Source organism: Pseudomonas sp. 10C3, from assembly GCF_036346185.1.
Taxonomy (GTDB): domain Bacteria; phylum Pseudomonadota; class Gammaproteobacteria; order Pseudomonadales; family Pseudomonadaceae; genus Aquipseudomonas.
In genome coordinates this window covers 1-23,919 of sequence record NZ_JASJVE010000029.1, presented here as the reverse complement: position 1 = coordinate 23,919, position 23,919 = coordinate 1, and the positions used below count along the sequence as shown (strand labels likewise).

The window sequence follows — 23,919 nt, the reverse complement described above, 5'->3', positions numbered from 1 at the left end:
CCAAAGCAAATGATCGAACTTCAGAACCTGACCAAGACGTTTCACACCAACGGTAAAGACGTCATCGCCGTGGATTCCGTGAGCCTGACCGTCAACGAAGGCGAGATCTGTGTATTCCTCGGGCCTTCTGGGTGCGGCAAGAGCACCACGCTGAAAATGATCAACCGGCTGATCATGCCGACTTCCGGCAAGGTGTTGATCAACGGCGAAGACACCGCTGATTTGGATGCAGTGACCCTGCGTCGCAATATCGGCTACGTGATTCAGCAGATTGGTCTGTTCCCGAACATGACCATCGAAGAAAACATCACCATCGTTCCGCGTTTGCTGGGCTGGGACAAACAGAAATGCCACGACCGTGCCCGCGAGTTGATGAGCATGATCAAGCTTGAGCCCAAGCAGTACCTGAGCCGCTACCCGCGTGAGTTGTCCGGTGGTCAGCAACAGCGAATTGGCGTGATTCGTGCGTTGGCGGCCGATGCCCCGTTGTTGCTGATGGACGAACCCTTCGGCGCGGTCGACCCGATCAACCGCGAGATGATTCAGAACGAGTTCTTCGAGATGCAACGGGCGCTGAACAAGACCGTGATCATGGTCAGCCACGACATCGACGAAGCGATCAAGCTGGGCGACAAGATCGCGATCTTCCGTGGCGGCAAGCTGATTCAGTTCGATCATCCAGACACCTTGCTGGCACACCCGGCAGACGATTTCGTCAGCAACTTCGTGGGGCAGGACAGCACGCTCAAACGCCTGCTGTTGGTCCGCGCCGAAGATGCTGCCGACAACGCACCGTCCGTCAGCCCGGAAACCCCGGTCGCCGAAGCGCTGGAGTTGATGGACGAACTAGACCGCCGCTACGTGGTGGTCACCGATGCCGATAACAAAGGCCTGGGCTATGTCCGCCGACGCGACCTGCACCGTCAGCAAGGCACTTGCGCACAGTACCTGCGCGAATTCAATGCTACCGCCGCGTTCGACGAACACCTGCGGATACTGCTGTCGCGCATGTACGAGTTCAATCGGTCATGGTTGCCGGTGATGGACGCCGAGCGCGTATTCCTCGGTGAAGTTACCCAGGAATCGATTGCCGAGTACCTGAGTTCGGGCCGTTCGAAGGGCGGCAAAACCAGCATCACCTCGCCTGCAGAGTTGGCTGAGCAGGCAGCGCCAGTCTGATCTGATGCCATCGCGGGCACGCGCGCTCCTACAACGGATCGCGCAGGTCCGCGACTTTGGGCGATTCGGTTCCCCTGAAAATCCCGGCTCGGGGAACATCAGGCTGTCACATCGGTCCGTTACATAAGTCAGTGATCCTCGTCTGGCGACGGACGTGTGCAAAAACGCGACATTTTTTGTTGATCTCAAGCGCCTCAAGTCCTAAAGTTCGCGCCGAACGTCCATGCTGGAAACGATCCATCCGGCTCAAGTACTGACGACGAGACAGCAAGGTCACCCAGACGCCCTCAGGGCCCGGTTGACCTTTTTTGCTTTCGGCGGACATGCCTTGGGAAGTAGGCGAACCAAAGTGGGGATACACACGGAGGACGTTCATTTGCACCCATTGATTAATTTAGTTTGCCAGTAGGAGTTCCCAGCATGACGATCCAGGTCGAAGACTATTTTGAGCGCGAAACCTTCAACAAAATGAAAGCGTTCGCCGACAAGCATGAAACCCCGTTCGTGGTCATTGATACCCAAATGATCAGCAAGGCCTACGACGACCTGCGCGCAGGCTTTGATTTCGCCAAGATCTATTACGCTGTCAAAGCCAACCCTGCGGTGGAAATCATCGACCTGCTCAAAAGCAAGGGTTCGAACTTCGATATCGCTTCGATCTACGAGCTGGACAAGGTCATGAATCAGGGCGTTGGTCCAGACCTGATCAGCTACGGCAACACCATCAAGAAATCCAAAGACATTCGCTACTTCTACGAGAAGGGCGTGCGTCTGTATGCCACCGACTCTGAAGCCGACCTGCGCAACATTGCCAAGGCCGCGCCGGGTTCGAAAGTCTATGTGCGTATTCTCACTGAAGGCTCGACCACGGCTGACTGGCCATTGTCCCGCAAGTTCGGTTGCCAGACCGATATGGCCATGGACCTTCTGATCCTCGCACGTGAACTGGGCCTGGTGCCTTACGGCATCTCGTTCCACGTAGGTTCGCAGCAGCGTGACATCAGTGTGTGGGACGCAGCCATCGCCAAGGTCAAAGTAATCTTCGAGCGATTGAAAGAAGAAGACGGCATCATTCTCAAGCTGATCAATATGGGGGGCGGCTTCCCGGCCAACTACATTACCCGTACCAACAGCCTGGAAACCTACGCGGAAGAAATCATCCGCTTCCTCAAGGAAGACTTCGGCGACGATTTGCCGGAAATCATTCTGGAGCCAGGCCGTTCGTTGATTGCCAACGCCGGTATTCTGGTCAGCGAAGTAGTATTGGTTGCACGTAAATCGCGTACCGCCGTAGAGCGATGGGTTTACACGGACGTGGGAAAGTTCTCTGGCTTGATCGAAACCATGGACGAAGCCATCAAGTTTCCGATCTGGACCGAGAAGAATGGCGAGATGGAAGAAGTGGTCATCGCGGGCCCAACCTGCGACAGCGCCGACATCATGTACGAGAACTACAAGTATGGCCTGCCACTGAACCTGGCCATCGGCGACCGCTTGTACTGGTTGTCCACCGGCGCGTACACCACCAGCTACAGCGCAGTTGAGTTCAATGGCTTCCCACCATTGAAATCTTATTACGTGTAAACGTTCCTGGAATAAAAAACCCATGACGTGTCATGGGTTTTTTTATGCGTTTAAGTGTGCTATTACATGTTAGATATTTATGATTAACAAACGCCCCATGCTCTTGGATAATGTCAATATCTCCATGAGCGATGCCGACATCAGTCTCATGGAAAGATCAAAGTTTGACCAAGTGGAATGCTTGTTTAACAGGGGTAATTTGTTCTGCGCTCTCGCGATCAGGTAGTTGATGCGAAAACAGTAAACCTTCATATTACACGCGGAGGACGTATACTGCTCGTACTGTTTTTTTGTCAACAGTACTCGGCTCTTCGCCGTTTCCAACCGATCGGGAGGGTAGGACGCAGAGTGTCCATGCGCGTTGATATGATTGTTCATGAAATCAATGATGCGAGGGATAATGCTGTAGGCCGAACGCTCCAGTTCGGAAGCGATAGAACCTTTCTCGACAAAGATATGCTGATAGTGATTTATTTCCTCTGCGCACTGCCGGAGGATATCGTTCACGCTGTTGGTCGGCTCTTTTTTCAACGGACCGAATAAGTCGATCAGCAGATTTTCATCTCCGTCTTGTCCGATAGAACTTCTCTTGCCCGTGCTGCTGAGTCGCCCCACATGCGCGGACACCCGTTCGGAAAATGCAATCAGTGCTTTGAGTGAGTCGTCCAGTTCCCCATGAAGCTGTTGCAGAGGTTTACGGTTGATGGTCCAGAGGTTCGATAGCTTTGTGGCTTGTGGAACGATATGGTCGAGCGCAGGTTCGATGTACGTGCCATAGTCTTTCGGACTCACCAGGTCGAAGTTTATTTTAAACGACTCAATGTATTCGGGGAGCTCGCTCAAGAAATACATATAATTATTCAGGCCAGCAATATCTCTCTCGTTGATCAAGAAAACGGTCATACACTTCCCCTTCTCAGTTCAATACTCTTGACAACAAGGCCAGGCCCGTTCACCGCAGTGCCCGGCCCAGCCATACACGCTGGCGTGCCGTACTTATTGCGTTGGCGATTTATCGATCACGTTTAAATAGTCACTGAAAGCAACAGCGCCTTCGATAAACACGGCCACACGTTCTTCAGTGGATGCGGAGTGGGCACTCTGGGTGTCAATGAACCGCTGGGTCGACAGATTGATCTTGCGGGCCTCATTAACGTATAGCACTCGTTGATCATCAATGCTGTATAGCGTGTTGATAAACTCGATGCGCTGTTCCATGAGTCGCTTTTCATTATTTTTTAGAGCGTCGGTGTCGCGAGTTCTGTTGATTTTACTTACCAGTGCATCGCGTTCTTTGACAAGAGTGAAGAAAGTAATACCTTTTCCAATCTCTTCTACCAGTTTCTTCATCTGCTCCAAGGCTAGCTTGATGAGTTCGACTTCCGGCGGCGTCACCCCCAGAGCCAGCACCTTCTCGGCAGTCAGAATGCTATCTTTTCCGAATGCAGTTATGTCTTTGGTTTCCAGCGCGTCAATCCCCGCGGTCAGCACCTTACGCTGCTCATTCAACCTATCGACCGTGGTGGTGGCTTGATCAATGTCCTGGGTGATGCGTGTGATGTCATCCGTCAGGCCAGCGATAAACGAGTCAGTACTTTGACGATCCAGCGGCCAACTGACTGCGCTTAGACGGGCTTCCAGTTTTCCACCTTCTAACTTCACGACATCAAGGGTATCGCTGATCATCTCGATGCTTTCGGCCGTACGCTCGTCGGTTAACGGGGCCGGCGCTGTTTCATTGAGTCTTACGGTCTTGAGTGCGGCCATCAGCTGGTGCATCAATTTCTGGGAAGACTCGCGGACCTGGCTATTACTGTCGTAGACGTCTCCGGTCAGGCGCTTGAACTTGTCGTGCAGGTTTGGCAAGTAGCTGACCTTCAGGAACTGCACGTCGGTGTTGGCACTCAAGTCCCTGATTGCACGCACGGCGCCGGTCAGTTGCTGCATATCGGGCGCTGCAAAATTAGCATGGGCACCGAGGGTGACGACGTTATTGGTGGTGGTCATCTTATTGCTCTCCATAAATTCGTTTGTATTCTTCATCCGCGTCGTTAAATATTTCCAACAGAAATGAAGCTTCTTTTTCGATATCAGACCACGGTTCAATAACTTGTTGGAAACGGGTCATGAAACGGCGAACACTCAACGCATTATCGATTTTTTGCGTGTGTAAATGAGAACGTTCGATAAACTGATAAACCGAGTTCCAGGAGTGTCGTAAATTTTGCGTGGCGACATCAGCGTCCAATACAACGGTTTGTAAGTCTTGCATGTCGAATTTGACACGGCTTAATGAACCGAGAACGTTGTTCTTCTTCTGAAGCTCCTGAATATCGAGTGCCTGTTTTTTCATCAGCTCATTTCGCTGCTTACGTATATTGTCCGCCTCGATTCCGAAATAGATACCCAAGATCAAACCACCGCCGGCGAGCGCCGTAGTAATAGCCTTTTTGACCCCTTCGCCATAGGCTTTATTGAGCTCGTCAATTTCTTGGGCGCGTAATTCAATGGTGGCCGTCAGTTGCATGGTCAATTCAGGGAGCGAGCTGGTGTCGATCAGACGTACTTTTTTTTGTATCTCGGGGAGCACATAGATGCTCAAGTCACGGCTAAAATCGTCCAGTTGTTTCTTAATCGCTTCGGCGTCGTTCTTGCGCGCCTCAACCGTTTCAAGGATTTGCCCCAGATAAAAGGAAAAGTCCGAAGCGGTTTTTTTGTCCGCTTCATTGAGCAGGATGCCAGGAAATTTTTCCCCCAGATCGAGTTCGAGCTTTTTCACATCTTCAAGGGTTTCGATGGAGTACTCCTTCAGTACCTTCATCTGCTCGATGTCGTCGTTAACCTTCTCCATGGAATCGCCGTACACTTGCATGTCTTTGGCAAATAGCCGGAGCTCACCGCCCACGAGTTTAAGTTGCGTCCGTAGCGGGTCCCAGCGTTGCGCATGCTTGTGGATAAGCAGGAAACTCTTCTGGAAGTCTTCTGGCTCTAGTCCGTTGTCGGCACCGTCACCGGTGTCATATTTCAAATAGTTTTTTACGTCCTGCAGTGTCGTTGGCAGCGCCAGTGCCTGCAATTCGTAATGCCGTAGACTGATAATCTGCTCTTTGGTCACGACGATGCCAGGAGGACGATTGACGCCCTTCATGGCGCCGGTCGAGGCACCAACAAATTCGGCGGGTATCGTCGCGGCATTATCGGCTAGCTTATCCAGTTCATCGTCGGTTATACCGTTTAAAGACAGGGCTTCATTGCTCATACTGTTAATTCCTTTTGATGTTTATCCATGAGGCTCGTAGAGAGAGTCTCGACAGAGCACTGTGAATACTTTCGTGGGTTGATTAGTTGCTGATGAAGAGAGTAGAGCGTGCACGCAGGGGTGTCAAAATGGAAAAAGGGGCGTGGAATGTAGGAAGTAAGTAGTTATCGAGTAAGTGTAATTATAGGGAGCGAAGTGTGTTATTTAATTATGTGCTTTCAGCGAGTTTTCACGTGCCGTTATCCGTTCGCGGTACTTGACCGCCAACGCTCTTATTTCCGAATGTGCCGCGCCTGATAGCGTCGTGCTGCTCACACGCAGAAAATTCAGATTGCCGTTCTCCAGGGCGATGCTTAGCCAATGCAAGGCTTCGTCGACTTTCCCATTGTCCGCAAGGATCGCGGCATGGCTGAACTGGCCGCGAAAGTCGCCGCCTTCGGCCGAACACCGATACCACTCATGGGCGGCTGGCAGGTCAACGGGACAGACGCAGCCTTCTTCGAGATAGCGGCCTACCAGGTTCATGGATTTGGCGTGACCCCATTCGGCTGCCTGGCGGTAACAGGCCAGCGCGCGTTGCTGATCCTGGGTAACGCCACGCCCGGTGGCCAATAGGTTGCCCAGGTTATATAGCCCCCAGTCCAGCCCGGCGTCAGCGGCCGCTTGATAGTACGCGGCTGCTTTAAGCGGGCTGGCGCAGCAGCCCCAGCCATGTTCATGGCAGCGCCCCAACATGTTCTGCGCCATGACATGGCCGTTTCTGGCCGCAATCTGAAACCAGGTCACCGCCAGCTCCGGGTCGCGCTCGATACCATTGCCGTCGAGCAGAATCTGTCCCAGCAACGCCTGAGCGTCGACGAAGTTGGCTTTCGCCGCGCTGAGGATCGCTTGTGCGGCGCGTACGGGGTTTTGCACCAGCATCGCGCTGAGCTGGTCGCCGTCCACAGTTTCTTCACGTAGCAGGGAGAAGGTCATGCTTCACACCTCGACCCAACGGCGCAGCAGGTTGTGGTAAGTGCCGGTCAACTGGATCAGTGAAGGATGATCGGGCACGTCCTGGGTCAGTTGCTGGATTGCATTGTCCATTTCAAACAGCAGGGCACGCTGGCTGTCTTCACGAACCAGGCTTTGCGTCCAGAAGAACGAGGCGTAACGCGCGCCGCGAGTCACCGCATTGACTTTGTGCAGGCTGGTACTGGGGTAGAGCAGCAGATCGCCAGCAGGCAGTTTGATCTGGCGGGTGCCGTAGGTGTCCTGAATTTCCAGCTCGCCGCCGTCGTACTCATCAGGGTCGCTGAAAAACAGGGTGGACGACAAGTCGGTACGCACCCGCTCCGGGCTGCCCTTGGCCTGACGCACAGCGTTATCGATATGGAAATCAAAGCTGCCACCGGCGGTGTAGCAGTTAAGCAGCGGGGGAAACACCTTGCGCGGAAGGGCTGCCGACATGAACAGCGGATTGGCCCACAGTCGATCCAGCAGGGCGGAGCCGATCTCGATCGCCAACGGGTGGCCTTCGGGCAGTTGCAAGTTGTGCTTGGCCTTGGCCGATTGGTAGCCCGCAGTGACCTTACCGTCTGCCCAGTCCGCCTGCTCCAGAGCCTTGCGGATGCGCAGCACCTCTTCGCGAGAAAATAAGCCGGGAATATGTAGGAGCATGCCGCAGAACCTGTAGGAAGAAAGATTGCGAATAATAATCTATCTCAATTGATAGTAATACCTGTTTGCACTATATTCCTTCGCCTTAACTCCTTGGGGAAGGAACTCACCATGTCGTGCCAACAACTAAAATCTTCTGCCAACTCGTCGCGTTCACTGGCTTCAGCGGTCGGCGTGGCCATCGCTACGATGTCCGTGGGCCACATGGCTCAGGCGGCTGAGAGTACTGAGGACAAGGCCGTTGCTCTGGGTGCCACCACTATCACTGGCGAGCAGACAGACACGGCTTACAAGGCCGACGACTCCGCGTCGAAGAAATACACCGCTCCATTGCGCGAGACGCCGAAGAGCGTCACCGTGATCCCGCAACAAGTCATCCGCGACACCGGGGCCACCAGTCTGGCCGATGCATTGCGCACCACGCCCGGCATCACCTTTGGAGCAGGCGAGGGCGGTAATCCCGCCGCCGACCGGCCGATCATTCGCGGCTTCAACGCCGAGAGCGACGTATTTATCGACGGTATGCGCGACATCGCCGCGCAAAGCCGCGAAATCTTCAACATCGAATCGGTGGAAGTGAGCAAGGGTCCAGGCTCGGCGTTCACCGGAGCGGGTTCTACCGGTGGCAGCTTGAACCTGATCACCAAGGGCGCCCACTTGGGAGACGCCTATAACGGCGGCTACACCTTCGGCTCCGACCAGACCCAACGTTATACGCTGGACATCAACCAGCAGATGACCGACACCTCAGCGTTCCGCCTGAACCTGATGAAGCACGAGGCCAACGTGGCTGGCCGTGATGCTGTGGACGTCAGCCGCTGGGGCGTGGCGCCATCCTTCGCGTTTGGCTTGGGCACCGATACCCGGGTGAGGGTCGACTACTACCATCTGGACACCAATGACATGCCGGACTACGGCATCCCGTTGACCAATAGCGGTACCGCCCGCAGCAAATACAATGTCGACAAACCCGCAAGCGTCAGCAAGGACAATTTCTATGGCCTGACTGATCGCGATTACCGCAAAAGCACCAACGACAGCGGTACGATCAGGATCGAGCACGACCTGAACGACAGCCTGACGGTGTCCAACAGCTTCCGCATGTCGCGCTCGACCCTGGACTACATCGTCACTAATCCGGACGACAGCCGTGGCAACGTGGCAAACGGAACCGTTTCGCGCTCGGCCAAAAGCCGTAACTCGACCTCCAGCGGCTTCGTCAACCAGACGGACCTGAGCGCCAGGTTCAACAGTGGCTTCATTGAGCACAGCCTGGTGACCGGGCTGGAGTTCAGCTATCAGGACACCCACAACCGCAACTACAACGTGCTCAACGCCAGCGGCGGCGCCATGGCATCGACATGCTCATCGGCGTTGCTGGCGTCCGGCGATTGCACCAGCCTGTACAACCCGACGCCCGGTGACGCGTGGAACGGGACCATCACGGACAGTCAGGCGTTCACCGATACCGACACCAAAACCAGCGCTGCGTATGTGTTCGATACCCTGAAGTTCGACGAACAATGGTCGCTCAACCTAGGCCTGCGCTATGACCACTACGACGTTGAGTCCAGCGGGTATGCGACTGCCGGGCGCACCACGTCTGCCGGCACCTTTTCCCGGCAGAAAACCAGCGGGCTGCTGAACTACCAGGTTGGCCTGGTTTTCAAGCCACTGCCTAACGGCAGCGTTTACGCGGCATGGTCCACCTCCAGCAACCCGGCGGGTGAAACCAGCGGTAACGGTGGTCTGGAAATCGCCGCCAACAACGCCGATCTCGAGCCAGAAAAGAACCGCAGCTATGAGGTGGGCACCAAGTGGGACTTCTTTAACGATGACCTGTCGTTAACCGCTGCGCTGTTCCGCACCGAAAAAACCAACGCCCGCATCAACGACCCGGATAACGCGACCGTCCAGGTCCTGGATGGCGAACAGCGCGTCGATGGTTTGGAGTTCACTTACGCCGGCAACATCACCCGCAAGTGGAAGGTCTACGGCGGCTACACCTACATGGAAAGCGAACTGGTCAAAACCACCCTTGCGGCGGACCAGGGCAATCACATGCCAAGCACCCCGCGTAACAGTTTCAATCTGTGGTCGACCTATGACGTGATGCCGAAACTGACCCTCGGCGCTGGAGCCACCTTCGTCGATTCACGTTTCGGCAACGAAGCCAACTCGGTGGAAGTCCCGTCCTACTGGCGCTATGACGCGATGGCGACCTATCGCCTGACCAAGAACGTCGACTTGCAGCTCAACGTGCAGAACCTGACCGACAAGCGTTATTTCGATCAGGTGTTCCAGACCCACTACGCGCACGTTGCGGCCGGTCGTACCGCGCTGATGGGTGTCAATTTCCACTTCTAAGCCATGGTCATTCAACGCCCGGTTCATTTACGTGACCCGGGCGCTTGCCTGTGCAATCGAGAATGCATGCTGCCTGGGCGCGTGATGTGCCGCAGCGGTTGAGTGAGGTAAGCCACGGTGTTGAAAAAAAACCTGTTTCAGGTGCACTGGTTCTTTGGTATCAGCGCCGGACTGGTCCTGGCCTTGATGGGTGTTTCGGGGGCGATCAACTCGTTTCAGGACGAGCTATTGGAGGCGCTCAACCCGAGTCAGTTACGCGTGGAGCAACGCGTCTCAGGGGTTTTATCGCCGGTTGAACTGGTCAGCAAACTTGAGGCTCAGACGGGCAAGGTGGTCGCTTCGCTGTGGGTCGATGCCGACAGTGACAAGGCTGCACGGGTGGCATTTACGCCGCCGCCGGGGGAGCGTCGTGGCGAGCTGAAGTACTTCGACCCCTACACCGGCCAATTGCAGGGAGAGGTCTTCGGGCAGGATTTTTTCGGTCTGAATCTGCAGTTGCACCGTAGCCTGGTGTTGGGCGAGTTCGGTAAGCAGGTCACCGCTGCCAGCACCTTGATTCTGGTGTTTTTCTGTCTGTCTGGTCTTTATATGCGTTGGCCGCGCAGAGCCTTGAACTGGCGCATTTGGTTGACCCTGGACTGGGCAAAAAAAGGCCGAGGTTTCAAATGGGATTTGCACTCGGTTTTTGGCACGTGGTGCCTGGTGTTCTATCTGGTGTCAGCGCTGACTGGCCTGATGTGGTCCTACGACTGGTACAGCAACGGTGTGACTAAACTGCTGGGCGACGCGCCCGCTGGCGAGCAGCGCAAGGGCGGCGGCGGTCGCCCAAGTCGTGGGCAGCCGGCAGCAGAAGGTCCGTTGCCGATGGTTGACTACCCTGCGGTGTGGACCAGTATTCAAAGCGTCGCAGGCCCTGAACTGAGCAGCTGGAACCTGCGACTGCCCCCTGTGGCGGGGCAGGCAGCGACGGTCTATTACCTGCTCAAGGATTCGCCGCACCCACGAGCCCTGAACCAGATCACCCTCGACCCGGCCACGGGTAAGGTCGGCGCCGTATCCCGCTATGCCGACAAGAGCCTCTCCGCGCAGGTGTTGATCAGCAATTATGCGCTGCACGTGGGCAGTTATTTCGGGATCGTCGGGCGCGTGGTGGTGACGGTTGCATCGCTGATGATGCCGCTTTTTTTTATCACCGGGTGGTTGTTGTACCTAGACCGTCGGCGCAAGAAACGCCAGATCAAAACTGCGCGTGGCCAACTGATGCGAGATGTCGGCACGGCCAGCGACGCGCCTGCCTGGCTGATCGGCTTCGCCAGCCAAAGCGGTTTCGCTGAACAGCTGGCGTGGCAGACAGCCGGGCAGCTACAGGCGACGGGCTTGCCGGTGCGTGTACAGCGCTTGGCGGACATCACGGCGCAGGATTTGAAGCAAAGCCACAATGCCTTGTTCGTCGTCAGCACTTTTGGTGACGGCGAGGCACCCGACAGTGCTCGAGGCTTCGAGCGCAAGTTGCTCGGCCAGCCCTTGTCGCTGAGTAACCTGAACTACGCGGTGCTGGCCCTGGGCGACCGCCAGTATCAGCATTTCTGCGGCTTCGCCAGACGCTTGCACGGCTGGCTGGCCGAGCGCGGCGGTAACACGCTGTTCGCGCCGATTGAAGTCGACAGTGCTGACAGCGTCGCGCTGCAGCAGTGGCAACGGCAGCTCGGGGAATTGACCGGTAGCGCGCCGTCGATGGCTTGGCAGGCACCGGCGTTCAGCCATTGGACATTGAGCCGACGTGAGTGGCTGAACCCCGGCAGTGGAGGTTCGAAGGTGTTTTTGCTGAGCCTGACGCCACCGACTGCGCAGGAGTGGGACGCTGGGGACCTGGTCGAAGTGCTGCCGCCTGACAGTGCTGTCGTACGCGAATATTCCATCGCGTCGATTCCGGCGGACGGCAGCCTGCAGCTCATCGTTCGTCAGGAAGTGCATGCAGATGGCCGCCTTGGGCTGGGTTCAGGCTGGCTGACTGAGCAGGCCACGCTCAGCGCGTCCATCAGTCTGCGTCTAAGACGAAACAGCAGCTTTCATCTGCCACGCGAGGCGGTGCCGATGATCCTGCTGGGCAACGGCACGGGTCTGGCGGGGTTGCGCAGTTTGCTTAAAGCGCGCATTGCCCAAGGACAGCAACGCAACTGGCTGTTGTTCGGCGAGCGCAATATCGCCCACGACTTTAATTGCCGAGAGGAGCTGCAAGGTTGGTTGGCGGCAGGTGATCTGGCACGACTGGACCTGGCGTTTTCTCGCGATCAGGCCGAGAAAATCTATGTGCAGGACCGTTTGCGTGAATCTGCGGATGAGTTGCGCAAGTGGATGGCTGAAGGCGCGGTCATTTATATCTGCGGCAGCCTGCAAGGCATGGCAATGGGTGTCGAAGATGTACTGGTCGACGTGCTAGGGGCGCTAGAGGTCGCGAGTTTAGTCGAGCAGGGGCGTTATCGACGGGATGTGTATTGAGCGCGGTGTGTCAGACACACCGCGTCAAACGTTCGCGAAGGCGGTGTGGTTGACACACCGCCTTCAGTCCGTCACACGATGAACTGTTCTGCGTGATGGCAGGCAACCTGGCGGTTGTCCAGCAGACGCAGGGCTGGCTCTTCGATAGTGCAGCGCTCGGTCGCGTAGGGGCAACGCTTGTGGAAGGCGCAGCCGCTTGGCGGGTTGAGCGGGTTGGGCAGTTCACCGATGATTTTGATCTTCGGCTTCAGCGGGTCCGGGTGGATAGTCGGGGTCGCCGACAGCAGTGCCTGGGTATAAGGGTGCAGTGGCCGGTTATAAATTTCTTCCTTGGGTCCCATCTCCGCCGGACGTCCGAGGTACATCACCAGTACCGTGTCGGCCACGTGACGCACCACCGACAGGTTGTGGGAGATGAACACGTAAGCGGTATTGAACTCCTTCTGCAAATCCATGAACAGGTTGAGTACCTGCGCCTGAATCGAAACGTCCAGCGCGGAGGTCGGTTCATCCGCCACCAACACCTTGGGTTGCAGCATCATGGCGCGCGCCAGGGCGATACGTTGGCGCTGACCGCCAGAGAACATGTGCGGGTAACGCTGATAATGCTCGGGTCGCAGCCCGACCTGTTGCATCATCGCCTGGACTTTTTCCCGGCGCTCGGCACGGGTCAGGTTGGTGTTGATCAGCAACGGCTCGCCCAACTGATCACCGATTTTCTGCCGTGGATTAAGCGATGCATAAGGGCTCTGGAACACCATCTGCACGTCGCGTCGCATCTGTTTGCGTTCGGCTTTGCTGGCACCGGTAACTTCTTGCCCGGCGATTTTCAGCGAGCCGGAGGAGGGCTCTTCGATCAGGGTCAGGGCGCGCGCCAGGGTGGACTTGCCACAGCCCGATTCGCCGACCACCGCCAGGGTCTTGCCAGCTTCCAGCTCGAAGGACACGCCGTTAAGGGCGCGAACCAGAGCGTGCCCTTTGAACAGGCCAAGGGATACTTCGTAGTGACGGGTAAGGTCGCGGGCGGTAAGAACGACGCTCATAACACCAGCTCCTGATTCAGCGGGTAAAAACAGCGGGCAAGGCTATGGGCTTTCGAGTCCAGGCCTGGACGCTGTGTCCGGCAGTTGTCTTGCACGTAGGGGCAGCGCGGTGACAGCAGGCAGCCCTGTGGTCGGTCATAACGTCCTGGCACCATGCCGGGCAGTGTCGCCAGACGTTCTGCGCCCATGCTGTGTTCGGGGATCGCGGCCAGCAAGGCTTCGCTGTAAGGGTGAGCGGGGACGTCGAACAACCCCGGCACCTGACCGATTTCAACGGCTTGCCCCGCGTACATCACGCACACGCGCTGGGCCGTTTCGGCGACTACCGCCAGGTCGTGGGTGATCAGCACCAGTGCCATATCCTGCTCTTTTTGCAGGCTCAGCAGCAGGTCCATGATTTGTGCCTGAATGGTCACGTCCAGCGCCGTGGTCGGTTCATCGGCGATCAGCAGTTTCGGCTCGCCGGCAATCGCCATGGCAATCGCCACACGCTGGCTCATGCCGCCGGACAGTTGGTGCGGGTAGGCGTGCAAGCGAGCAGCAGCGCCGGGGATCTCTACTTTCTCCAGCAGTTCCAGTGCGCGTTGGCGTGCGGCTTTGCCAGACATGTTCAAGTGCTGGCGCAACACTTCCTCGATCTGGAAACCCACGGTATAGCTGGGGTTGAGTGCGGTCATCGGGTCCTGGAAGACCATCGCCATGTCTTTGCCGATGATCCGTCGACGCTGACGAGCACTGAGCTTGAGCAGTTCCTGGCCATCGAAGCTCAGGGAATCGGCAGAGACCACGCCGGGTGGATCGATCAAGCTCATCAGCGCCATCATGGTGACCGATTTACCGGAACCCGATTCGCCGACAATGGCCAGTACTTCGCCTTTTTCCACGCTGAGGTCCAGGCCGTCGACAACCGGCACGGCCTTGGCGTCGCCGAAGCGAACGTTGAGATTCTTGATTTCTAAAAGTGACATACGAATCTCCTCAGGCGGCATTCTTGAGTTTCGGGTCCAGCGCGTCGCGCAGTCCGTCACCCATCAGGTTGATTGCCAGCACGCTGAGCAAAATGGTCAGACCGGGCAGACTTACGACCCACCAGGCGCGTTCGATGTAGTCACGGGCCGACGCCAGCATGGTTCCCCATTCAGGGGTTGGCGGTTGCACGCCCAGGCCAAGGAAGCCCAGAGCCGCGGCATCGAGAATCGCCGAGGAAAAGCTCAAGGTCGCTTGTACGATCAGCGGCGCCATGCAGTTAGGCAGCACGGTGATGAACATCAAGCGCGGCAGATTGGCACCGGCCAGACGGGCAGCAGTGACGTAGTCGCGGTTCAGTTCGCCCATCACTGCGGCACGGGTCAGGCGCACGTACGAAGGCAGGGACACGACAGCAATTGCGATGATGGTGTTGATCAGGCCAGGGCCGAGGATGGCGACAATGGCTACAGCCAGCAGCAGCGATGGCAGGGCCAGCATGACGTCCATCAGGCGCATGATCGACGGGCCGAGAATACGCGGGAAGAACCCGGCGAGCAGGCCCATCAGAATCCCCGGAATCAATGACATGACCACCGAGGACAAACCGATCAGCAGCGATAGGCGCGAGCCTGTGATCAGACGCGACAGCAGGTCGCGGCCCAATTCATCGGTGCCGAGCAGGAATTGCCATTGGCCGCCTGCGAGCCAGACCGGTGGGGTCAGCAGGAAGTCGCGGTATTGCTCGGTGGGGTCATGGGGCGCGACCCACGGGGCGAAAAGGGCACAGAACACGATCAAGGTCATGAATATCAGACCGGCAACGGCGCCTTTGTTTTGCGCAAATGCTTGCCAGAATTCTTTGTACGGCGAGGGGTACAGCAGGCTTTGATCGACTGCTACCACGGGAGTAGGTGTGCTCATTAGGATGATCTCAGCGCTGGTGACGGATGCGTGGGTTGGCAAAGCCGTAGAGGATGTCCACCACGAAGTTGACCAGAATCACCAGGCAGGCGATTAACAGGATGCCGTTTTGCACCACGGGATAGTCCCGGGCGCCAATGGCTTCGATCAGCCACTTGCCGATACCGGGCCAGGAGAAAATCGTTTCGGTCAGTACCGCACCCGCCAGCAGTGTGCCGACTTGCAGACCGAATACAGTCAGTACCGGGATCAGCGCATTACGCAGGCCGTGAACGAACACTACCCGCGCCGGCGACAGGCCTTTGGCCCGGGCGGTACGCACATAGTCTTCACGCAGCACTTCGAGCATCGAAGAGCGAGTCATCCGGGCGATCACCGCCAAGGGGATGGTGCCCAGCACGATGGCCGGCAGAATCAAGTGATGCAGGGCATCTAGGAAGGAGCCTGCTTCATCACTGAGCAACGTATCGATCAGCATGAAGCCGGTTCTCGGCGGTATGTCGTACAGCAGGTCGATGCGCCCGGACACGGGGGTCCAGCCCAGCGATACCGAGAAGAACATGATCAGGATCAGGCCCCACCAGAAGATCGGCATCGAATACCCCGCGAGGGAGATGCCCATGACCCCATGGTCGAACAGGGATCCCCGCTTGAGTGCCGCGATCACCCCGGCCAGCAGGCCCAGGATGCCCGCGAAAATCAGCGCGGTAGTCGCCAGCTCCAGGGTGGCGGGGAACAGCGCGGTGAACTCCGTCCAGACGCTTTCGCGCGTGCGCAACGATTCGCCGAGATCGCCGTGGGCGAGCTTGCCGACGTAATCGAGGTACTGCGCATACAGGGGTTTGTTCAGGCCAAGACGTTCCATGGCTTGAGCGTGCATTTCCGGATCGACCCGGCGCTCCCCCATCATGACTTCGACCGGATCACCCGGGATCAAGCGAATCAAGGCAAAGGTCAGCAGGGTGATGCCGAAGAAGGTGGGTATCAACAATCCCACGCGGCGGGCAATAAAACTAAACATCTTCTGGTGTACCTCATCAGCCGGTTAGGCGTGCCCCGGTGAAGCTCGGGTTACGAGCGGCACCGGTGTTTTTATCTACTTCACCCGAGTGGTGGCGAAGTTGTTATTGGTCAGCGGACTGATGTGATAGCCCTCGACATTCTTGCGCATCGCCGTAAACAGTTTGGGGTGGGCCAAACTTATCCACGGTTGTTCCTGGTGAAAAATGTGCTGGGCTTGCTCGTAGAGTACGGCTCGTTCTGCGGGGTCGGTCGTCGCGCGTGCCTTGGAGATAGCTTCTTCGAATGCCTTGTTGCACCAACGGGCGTAATTTTCACCATTTTTTGCGGCGTCACAACTGAGGATCGGTGTCAGGAAATTGTCCGGGTCACCGTTGTCACCTGCCCAGCCGGCGAACACCATGTCATGTTCTCCGTTCTTGGCGCGCTTAAGCATCTCGCCCCATTCCAGAACGCGAATATCCACCTTGATACCTATCTGCGCCAGATCCGATTGCAGCATCTGAGCGCCGACCAGCGGATTCGGGTTGGTGACGGCACCACCGTTACGGCTGAACAGGGTGAACACCTGCCCTTTTGGGACACCGGCTTCTTTCAATAGTGCGCGGGCCTTGTCCAGATCACGAGGTGGATTCTGGATATCTGCAGCGTAGCCGAGAAGCGTTGGCGGATACGGGTTGACCCCTTCGGTGGCTTTGCCTTCACCGAACAAGGCTCTGATATAGGCTTTTTTGTCGAAGGCCATATTGATCGCTTCACGCACCCGCACATCGCTCAAATAAGGGTGTGACGTATTGATCGCAATGTAACTGGTCATCATGGCTTCCATCTCGTCAATCTTGAGATTGGGGTCAGCCTTGATGCTGGCAATGTCGTCAGGTTTTGGATAAAGCGCGATCTGGCACTCGTTAGCCTTGAGCTTTTGCAGGCGAGTATTGTTGTCGAGCGTGATGGCGAAAATCAGCGCTTCGCTGGGCACAGTCCCCTTCCAGTAGTCAGGGTTGGCTTTAAAACGGACCTGTGCGTCTTTGGCGTAGCGAACCAGGATGAACGGGCCGGTGCCAATAGGTTTGCTGTTCAGCTCGCCGGTTTTACCGGCCTTGAGCAATTGATCGCCGTACTCGGCTGAGTAGATCGACGTAAAGGGCATTGCCAAGTCGCGCAGGAAAGGAGATTCAGGACGGGACAGGGCGAACTTGACGGTGTAGTCGTCGAGTTTTTCGACGCTTTTGAGCAGGTCATTAAAACCCATGCTCTCGAAATAGGGGAATCCGAGGAGTGATTTATCATGCCATGGGTGCTTCGGGTCCAGTTGACGCTGGAAGCTCCACAGGACGTCATCGGCATTCATCTCACGCGTCGGCTTGAAGTAATCAGTGGTCTGGAATTTCACCCCGTGGCGCAAGTGGAAGGTATAGCTGAGGCCGTCCGGGCTGATGTCCCAACGTTCGGCCAGACCCGGTGCGGTATCGCTGGTGCCGGGTATGAACGCTACCAGTCGATCAAGGATAGTTTCCGCCGAGGCGTCGGCTGTGACGGCCGTCGAGTACTGCACAATATCGAAACCTTCAGGGCTGGCCTCGGTGCAGACCACCAGGGGTTTGGCTGAAACACTGACGGCGACGCTGAGCAGAGCTAACGCAATCGAGGTTCGTAGAGAAAGCAATTTCATATAGACCCTCCGTAAACACATGAGCGGTGATGGCCTGTGCGGCTGATTGCGGAGGGCTCCGGGTTTCAGCCGCACAAGGCGCTATCGACGATTTAAAGAATGTTGAATGGAATCGTGGTCACCAGACGCAACTCGTTCAGGCTGCCGTCGACTTGATTCTCACTGGCGCGGTGGGTGGTGTAAGTCGCGCGCACAGTGGTGTCCTTGAGGGGGCCATTCTGCAGGGTGTAGCTGGTGCCGATCCCGTATTCCTGGTGTTTCTCACCGTCCATCTTTTTCACGTCGTAGGCAGTGCCGGTGTAGTGAGTACCGTCGATGCCCCAGCCACGAGCCTCGTACACATTGAATTTCAGCCCTGGTACGCCGTACGCAGCCATGTTCAGCACGTAACCGATCTGGAAGGATTTTTCGTTCGGTCCGTTGAAGTCCGAGAGCAGGGAATTGGCCAGAAAAATACCGTTGGTCTCGTGGGCGTAGTCGAAGTACTCGTTACCGGCCACTTCCTGGTACGCGAAGGTCAGGCTGTGCGCAAGGTGAGTCGCGGTGAACGACAGGCTGAAGGTGTCGTTGTCGATCGCGCCGAGTTTGCTTTGGCCTGAGTCCTTGGTTTTGTAGTAGTTGAACCCGGTGGTCAGGCCCACGATCGAGGTGTCACCCAGGTCGTGAGTGATGCCGACGTAGTACTGCTTCCAGAAGTCTTCCAGGTCAGATGCGTAGAAGCTGGCCGTCAGGGCTTTGGAGGGTTTGTAGTCAACACCGGCCATGCTCAGGCGGTCGGCGGTGGCGGTGCTGCTGGCGTACTCGGAGCGGAATCGGGTCATGCTCTGTTCGGTACGCGGCGATACGCGGTCGAAACTGCCCGCCTGAAATGACAGGTTGTTGAACTCTTCGCTGAGCAGGCTGAAACCGTTGAAGCTCGAAGGCAGCGCACGGTTGCCAATGTAGGCAATGACCGGCGTGTTCATGGACTGGCGACCGGCGGTCAATGTGCTGTTGGAAATACGCGCCTTGACGTTGCCCAGGCCCATTTTGCTCCATTGGTCGACGGCATCACCGTTGCTATCGGTGAGGGTACGGTTTCCGCCGCCGGCGATACGCGCATGGCCCGCTTCAAGCGCGACTTCGTTGTAAATGGCGACTTCAGTGCCAATCCCGACCGTGCCTTCGGTGAAGCCCGAGGTGTAGTTGAAGATGGTGCCTTGGGTCCAGGTATCACGACGGTTGGTGGGAACTTTTTGGCCGTTTTTTTGATAGCTGAAGAGGTCTTCGCGCGTACTGCGTTCCCGTGCGTAGAAGTTACGGGTGGATCCTGTCAGATGCTGGTCTTCGATAAAGCCTTTGGCGCCGTCTTGAGCGTTGGAGGTACTCAACGTTGTCGGGACGAACGCCTGGCTGGCGTTTTCTGCATGAGCCATGGCGCCCAAGGTGGTAACGGACACGGCTAATAGAACGGTACTGGTCTTTCTCACGATATGAAGCTCCCTTTACTACTTTTATAAGGGCCAGTCTTATGGGTGATCTGGCTTGATGGAACACGGCTAGCGCACGCTTCAATGCCTCTGTGCACGCAAGGCATCAAATCGCCGGAATAGCGTTGCCGGAAGCGAAGATCTCGCCCCAGCGTGAATATCGAGCAAACGACGACGGAACATCCGTGATCCAGACGTGTGCTCTGATCACTCAGTTATGTTCGCCAATAGCAAAGCCATAAGCCTTCGAAGGTATGTTCGTCAGGCCGTCCAGTAAATAGTCCCGAGTGCTTCAGAACTTGTAGGAAATATACCTAGAGAGTGTGGGTAACTGCCGATTCGGCAGTTACCCAACTGACCTGAGCTTCTATAAGTCCCGGAAGTGGATGTCACTGCGCCGTGTACAACAGCGCAGTGACAACACCCTTACTTGCTAACGCTCACACCGTAAAAGGAGTTCAGAGCAAATGGGCTGATCTTGAAGTCCTGCACGTTGCTGCGCATAGGTTGGTAGACGGTGGAGTGCGCGATAGGCGTCATCGGCACGGCGTCTTTGAGGAGGTGTTGCGCCTGTTTGTACAGTTCGGTGCGCTTGGCCTGATCCGGGGTTGCCTTGGCTTGCTTGATGATGGCGTCGTACGGTTTGTCACACCATTTCGAGAAGTTGTTGCCGTTCAGTGCGTCGCAACCGAACAGGGTGCCCAGCCAGTTGTCCGGGTCACCGTTATCGCCGCTCCAGCCAATCAGCATCGCGCCGTTTTCACCCGCTTTGGCGCGTTTGATGTACTCGCCCCATTCGTACGTGACGATCTTGGCCTTGATACCGATCTTAGACCAGTCGGACTGGAGCATCTCGGCCATCAACTTGGCGTTGGGGTTATACGGACGCTGAACCGGCATCGCCCACAGGGTGATCTCGGTCCCTTCTTTAACGCCGGCTTCCTTGAGCAGCGCTTTGGCTTTCTCAGGGTTGTAGCCCGCATCTTTGATGGTGGTGTCATACGACCATTGAGTCGGCGGCATGGCGTTGACGGCCAGTTGGCCCGCACCCTGATACACGGAATCGATGATCTGCTGTTTGTTCACCGCCATGTCCAGCGCTTGACGTACTTTCAGCTGGGCCATCGGGTTTGGCGTGTCGCTGCCCTTGATCTTGTCCATGACGTTGTAAGCGATGTAGCCGAGGTTGAAACCTGCCTGGTGCGGCATTTTCAGCTCTTTGTCCGCTTCGAGCGCTTTAAGATCGGCTGGGCGCGGGAACAGGGTGATCTGGCATTCTCCTTTCTTGAGCTTCTGCATACGCACCGACGGGTCGGTGGTGATGGCGAAGATCAGGTTGTCGACTTTGACGTCTTCAGGCTTCCAGTAATCCTTGTTGCCGGTGTAACGGATGTTCGAATCTTTTTGGTAGCTCTTGAACACAAACGGACCGGTGCCGATCGGCTTCTGGTTGATGTCCTGAGCCTTGCCTTCCTTGAGCAACTGCGCGGCGTATTCAGCGGACTGAATGGACGCGAAGCTCATGGCCATGTTCTGGATGAACGCAGCGTCGACAGTCTTGAGCGTGAACTTGACGGTGTGGTCGTCAAGTTTCTCGACCTTATCGATATTGGTATCCATGCCCATGTCGGTGAAGTACGGGAACTCGGTCGGGTAGGCTTTGCGGAACGGATCGTCTTTGTTGAGCATGCGGTTGAACGTGAACAGCACGTCATCGGCATTGAAGTCACGCGTCGGCTTGAAGTAAGGCGTGGTGTGGAACTTCACCCCGTCGCGCAGATGGAAAGTGTAGGTCAGGACGTCAGGAGAAATGTCCCAACTGGTCGCCAACCCTGGAATGACCGCAGTGCCCCCGCGCTCGAACTGGCTCAGACGGTTGAACATGGTCTCGGCTGACGCGTCGAAGTCGGTGCCGGTGGTGTATTGGCCTGGGTCGAAACCGGCCGGGCTGCCTTCGGAGCAAAACACCAGGTTGGTAGCGGCTTGGGCGAAGGGAGCGCTGGCAATCAAACCTGCGCTGAGTAGAAACGGAATGACCGCGTTTTTGAGCATGGTGGCCTCATGTTGTTGTCATTTTTTAGATAGAGGGTGCGACCTCGTGAGTCGATCCTGCCGATACTTATGCAGGGGCCGTACCCAAAGCAAGATGGTGGCGCCAAGGAATCGTCAAACAGTGGTACGAGCGTACAAGAATGTCGCATTCATGTACGTTCGTGCCTATTTGATCGTTTGCGTGGTTGTTTTCAGAGGAGTTCGCTGCACCGCAGGAGGGCAGCCGGGCGTGTGAAATGCACCCGGTTAGCGCGAGAGTGTTACTGATTGCTATTTATTCAGACTGACACCATAGAACGGAGTCAGGCCAAACGGGCTGAGTTTGAAGTTCTGCACCTCTTTGCGCAGTGGCTGAAATACCTTGGAATTGGCAATCGGAGTAATCGGCACCTGCTCCTTGAGAATGTGCTGAGCCTGCTGATAAAGCCTGATCCGCTCTGCGCGGTCACGGCTCAATTTGGCCTGCTGCACCAGCGTGTCATACGCCGGATCGCACCACTTGGCGAAGTTGCTGCCGTTGACCGCCGCGCAGCTGTAGAGCACGCCGAGCCAGTTGTCAGGGTCGCCGTTGTCGCCGGTCCAGCCATAAATCATCACGTCGTGCTCGCCATTCTTGGCGCGCTTGATGTACTCACCCCATTCGTAACTGACGATGTTGGCCTTGATCCCGATTTTTGCCCAGTCGGCCTGGATCATCTGCGCTGACATTCGCGCATTGGGGTTCGACGCCCGCTGTACGGTCATGGCCCACAGGCTGATTTCGGTGCCCGGCGCGATCCCTGCTTCCTTGAGCAGTTGCCTGGCCTTGGTTGGGTTGTAGGGTGCATCCTTGATCGTGGGGTCATAACTCCACTGGTTGGGTGGCAGGGCGTTTTGCGCGAGTTGCCCGGCGCTCTGGTAAACCGCCTTGATGATCGCCGGCTTGTCGATGGCCATGTCCAGCGCCTGGCGTACCTTGAGCTGATCCAGCGGTGTGTGAGTGACGTTATAGGCGAGAAAACCAAGGTTGAAACCGGGCTGGCTGAGCACCTGAATGTTCGGGTCTTTTTCCATCAGCTCGATGTCTTGCGGGCGCGGGTAGCCGCTGACCTGGCATTCGCCGGTCTTGAGTTTTTGCAGGCGCACTGCGGCATCGCTGTTGATAGAAAACACCAGATTGTCGAGCTTCACATCCTCCGGCTTCCAATACGTCGGGTTGGCGCTGTAGCGGATCTGCGAGTCCTTTTGATAGCGCTTGAACACGAAAGGCCCCGTGCCAATCGGCTTTTGATTGATGTCGGCGGCCTTTCCTTCCTTGAGCAACTGCGCGGCATATTCAGCGGACTGGATCGAGGCGAAGCTCATGGCCAGATTCTGGATAAAGGCGGCATCGACGTTGTTCAGGCTGAAACGCACGGTGTGTTCATCAACCTTGTCGACGCTCTTGATCGTGGTGTTCAGGCCCATGTCGTTGAAGTACGGCGACTCGGACGGGTAAGCCTTGCGAAACGGATGATTCGGATCGAGCAGGCGATCAAAGGTGAACAACACATCGTCGGCGTTGAAATCCCGAGTGGGTGTGAAGTAATCGGTGGTGTGGAATTTAACGTTTTCGCGCAGGTGGAAGGTGTAACTCAGGCCATCGCTGGACACCTCCCAGCGGGTGGCCAGGCCAGGTTCGACTTCCGTGCTGCCGCGCTCGAATTGCGTCAACCGATTGAACACGGTTTCGGCCGACGCATCGAAGTCAGTGCCACTGGTGTATTGGCTTGGATCGAAACCTGCAGGGCTGGCTTCCGAGCAGTACACCAGGGTGCTGGCGGCCTGGACGACAGGCGTGCAGGTCAGCAATACGGCGGCGAGGAGCAGTGGTTTAAAGGCAGTCTTGTCCATAGTGGCCTCGAGAAAGTGATGCAAGCGCATCGTCCGGAATCATGCGGCGATGTGGATAGACACAATAAACGCTGAGTTCGTAAAAGCCATCCTTGGGGCGAGAATCGCGAAGCGTCATCCGCGTTTCGCTTCAGCGATCTGCACTTCAACGAAATGCTGAATCAACGAGACCTGCGGCTCTTGCTGGCGCAGGTCTTTGACCATTTTGCTCATGCGCTGCAACTTCTCGCTGGGTTTGGCCCATTCGGCTTCTGGCAGCGAGGCCGACCAAGCCTGCATCGCCTCGGGCACGGCGGCGCGGCCCATGCTTTTGATGCGGCGGATCTCCCATTCGGTGAGATGGTTGGGCAGGGT

Annotated in this window: 17 protein-coding genes and 1 pseudogene; 4 read left to right on the top strand and 14 right to left on the bottom strand. The window is 56.7% G+C overall.

What is annotated here, in order from left to right:
- The first annotated feature begins 9 nt into the window (after positions 1-9).
- Both QN399_RS22405 and QN399_RS22400 read left to right on the top strand, forming a co-directional pair.
- Entirely contained in the window at positions 10-1,179 is a 1,170-nt protein-coding gene (locus tag QN399_RS22405; RefSeq protein ID WP_322278495.1) for an ABC transporter ATP-binding protein, read from the top strand.
- Positions 1,180-1,599: 420 nt separating this feature from the next.
- Positions 1,600-2,763: a type III PLP-dependent enzyme gene (locus QN399_RS22400; RefSeq protein WP_322278159.1), complete on the top strand. Its 1,164-nt coding sequence runs from the start codon at positions 1,600-1,602 to the stop codon at positions 2,761-2,763.
- A 69-nt stretch (positions 2,764-2,832) separates the two neighbouring features.
- Here QN399_RS22400 and QN399_RS22395 read toward each other — a convergent pair whose 3' ends face one another.
- The 5 genes from QN399_RS22395 to QN399_RS22375 form a co-directional block, all read right to left on the bottom strand.
- Entirely contained in the window at positions 2,833-3,666 is an 834-nt protein-coding gene (locus QN399_RS22395) for a hypothetical protein (protein WP_322278162.1), read from the bottom strand.
- A 93-nt stretch (positions 3,667-3,759) separates the two neighbouring features.
- On the bottom strand, positions 3,760-4,770 hold the full coding sequence (locus tag QN399_RS22390; RefSeq protein ID WP_322278164.1) for an alpha-xenorhabdolysin family binary toxin subunit B: 1,011 nt from the start codon (positions 4,768-4,770) through the stop codon (positions 3,760-3,762).
- Position 4,771: 1 nt separating this feature from the next.
- Complete coding sequence (locus QN399_RS22385) at positions 4,772-6,022, bottom strand: alpha-xenorhabdolysin family binary toxin subunit A (protein WP_323567048.1); 1,251 nt, start codon at positions 6,020-6,022, stop codon at positions 4,772-4,774.
- Positions 6,023-6,226: 204 nt separating this feature from the next.
- Complete coding sequence (locus QN399_RS22380; protein WP_323569331.1) at positions 6,227-6,997, bottom strand: tetratricopeptide repeat protein; 771 nt, start codon at positions 6,995-6,997, stop codon at positions 6,227-6,229.
- Between the two features lie 3 nt (positions 6,998-7,000).
- A complete protein-coding gene (locus QN399_RS22375) occupies positions 7,001-7,681 on the bottom strand; it encodes a Fe2+-dependent dioxygenase (protein ID WP_322278171.1) in 681 nt (226 codons plus the stop codon).
- Positions 7,682-7,792: 111 nt separating this feature from the next.
- On the opposite strand from QN399_RS22375, the gene QN399_RS22370 reads away from it, so the two are divergent.
- Entirely contained in the window at positions 7,793-10,048 is a 2,256-nt protein-coding gene (locus QN399_RS22370) for a TonB-dependent siderophore receptor (RefSeq protein WP_322278173.1), read from the top strand.
- 117 nt (positions 10,049-10,165) lie between these two features.
- The gene (locus tag QN399_RS22365; protein ID WP_330201684.1) at positions 10,166-12,547 is read left to right on the top strand and encodes a sulfite reductase flavoprotein subunit alpha; all 2,382 of its coding nucleotides are present in this window, start codon (positions 10,166-10,168) and stop codon (positions 12,545-12,547) included.
- Between the two features lie 71 nt (positions 12,548-12,618).
- Here the strand turns inward: QN399_RS22365 and QN399_RS22360 are convergent, their stop codons facing one another.
- The 9 genes and pseudogenes from QN399_RS22360 to QN399_RS22320 form a co-directional block, all read right to left on the bottom strand.
- A complete protein-coding gene (locus QN399_RS22360) occupies positions 12,619-13,590 on the bottom strand; it encodes a peptide ABC transporter ATP-binding protein (protein ID WP_322278179.1) in 972 nt (323 codons plus the stop codon).
- Positions 13,587-14,558: an ABC transporter ATP-binding protein gene (locus QN399_RS22355; protein WP_322278181.1), complete on the bottom strand. Its 972-nt coding sequence runs from the start codon at positions 14,556-14,558 to the stop codon at positions 13,587-13,589. Before QN399_RS22355 ends, QN399_RS22360 begins: the two co-directional genes overlap by 4 nt.
- 10 nt (positions 14,559-14,568) lie before the next feature.
- Positions 14,569-15,480, bottom strand: a complete 912-nt coding sequence (locus QN399_RS22350; protein WP_322278183.1) for an ABC transporter permease subunit — start codon at positions 15,478-15,480, stop codon at positions 14,569-14,571.
- Between the two features lie 10 nt (positions 15,481-15,490).
- Complete coding sequence (locus QN399_RS22345) at positions 15,491-16,501, bottom strand: ABC transporter permease subunit (RefSeq protein WP_322278185.1); 1,011 nt, start codon at positions 16,499-16,501, stop codon at positions 15,491-15,493.
- A 75-nt stretch (positions 16,502-16,576) separates the two neighbouring features.
- Positions 16,577-18,172: an ABC transporter substrate-binding protein gene (locus tag QN399_RS22340; RefSeq protein ID WP_322278187.1), complete on the bottom strand. Its 1,596-nt coding sequence runs from the start codon at positions 18,170-18,172 to the stop codon at positions 16,577-16,579.
- Positions 18,173-18,264: 92 nt separating this feature from the next.
- Positions 18,265-19,641, bottom strand: coding sequence for an OprD family porin (locus QN399_RS22335; RefSeq protein WP_322278189.1), 1,377 nt, complete (start codon positions 19,639-19,641; stop codon positions 18,265-18,267).
- Between the two features lie 426 nt (positions 19,642-20,067).
- Complete coding sequence (locus QN399_RS22330) at positions 20,068-21,693, bottom strand: ABC transporter substrate-binding protein (RefSeq protein WP_322278190.1); 1,626 nt, start codon at positions 21,691-21,693, stop codon at positions 20,068-20,070.
- Positions 21,694-21,963: 270 nt separating this feature from the next.
- Entirely contained in the window at positions 21,964-23,565 is a 1,602-nt protein-coding gene (locus QN399_RS22325) for an ABC transporter substrate-binding protein (protein WP_330201683.1), read from the bottom strand.
- A 114-nt stretch (positions 23,566-23,679) separates the two neighbouring features.
- A pseudogene (locus tag QN399_RS22320) lies at positions 23,680-23,919 on the bottom strand (hypothetical protein); the annotation flags it as partial.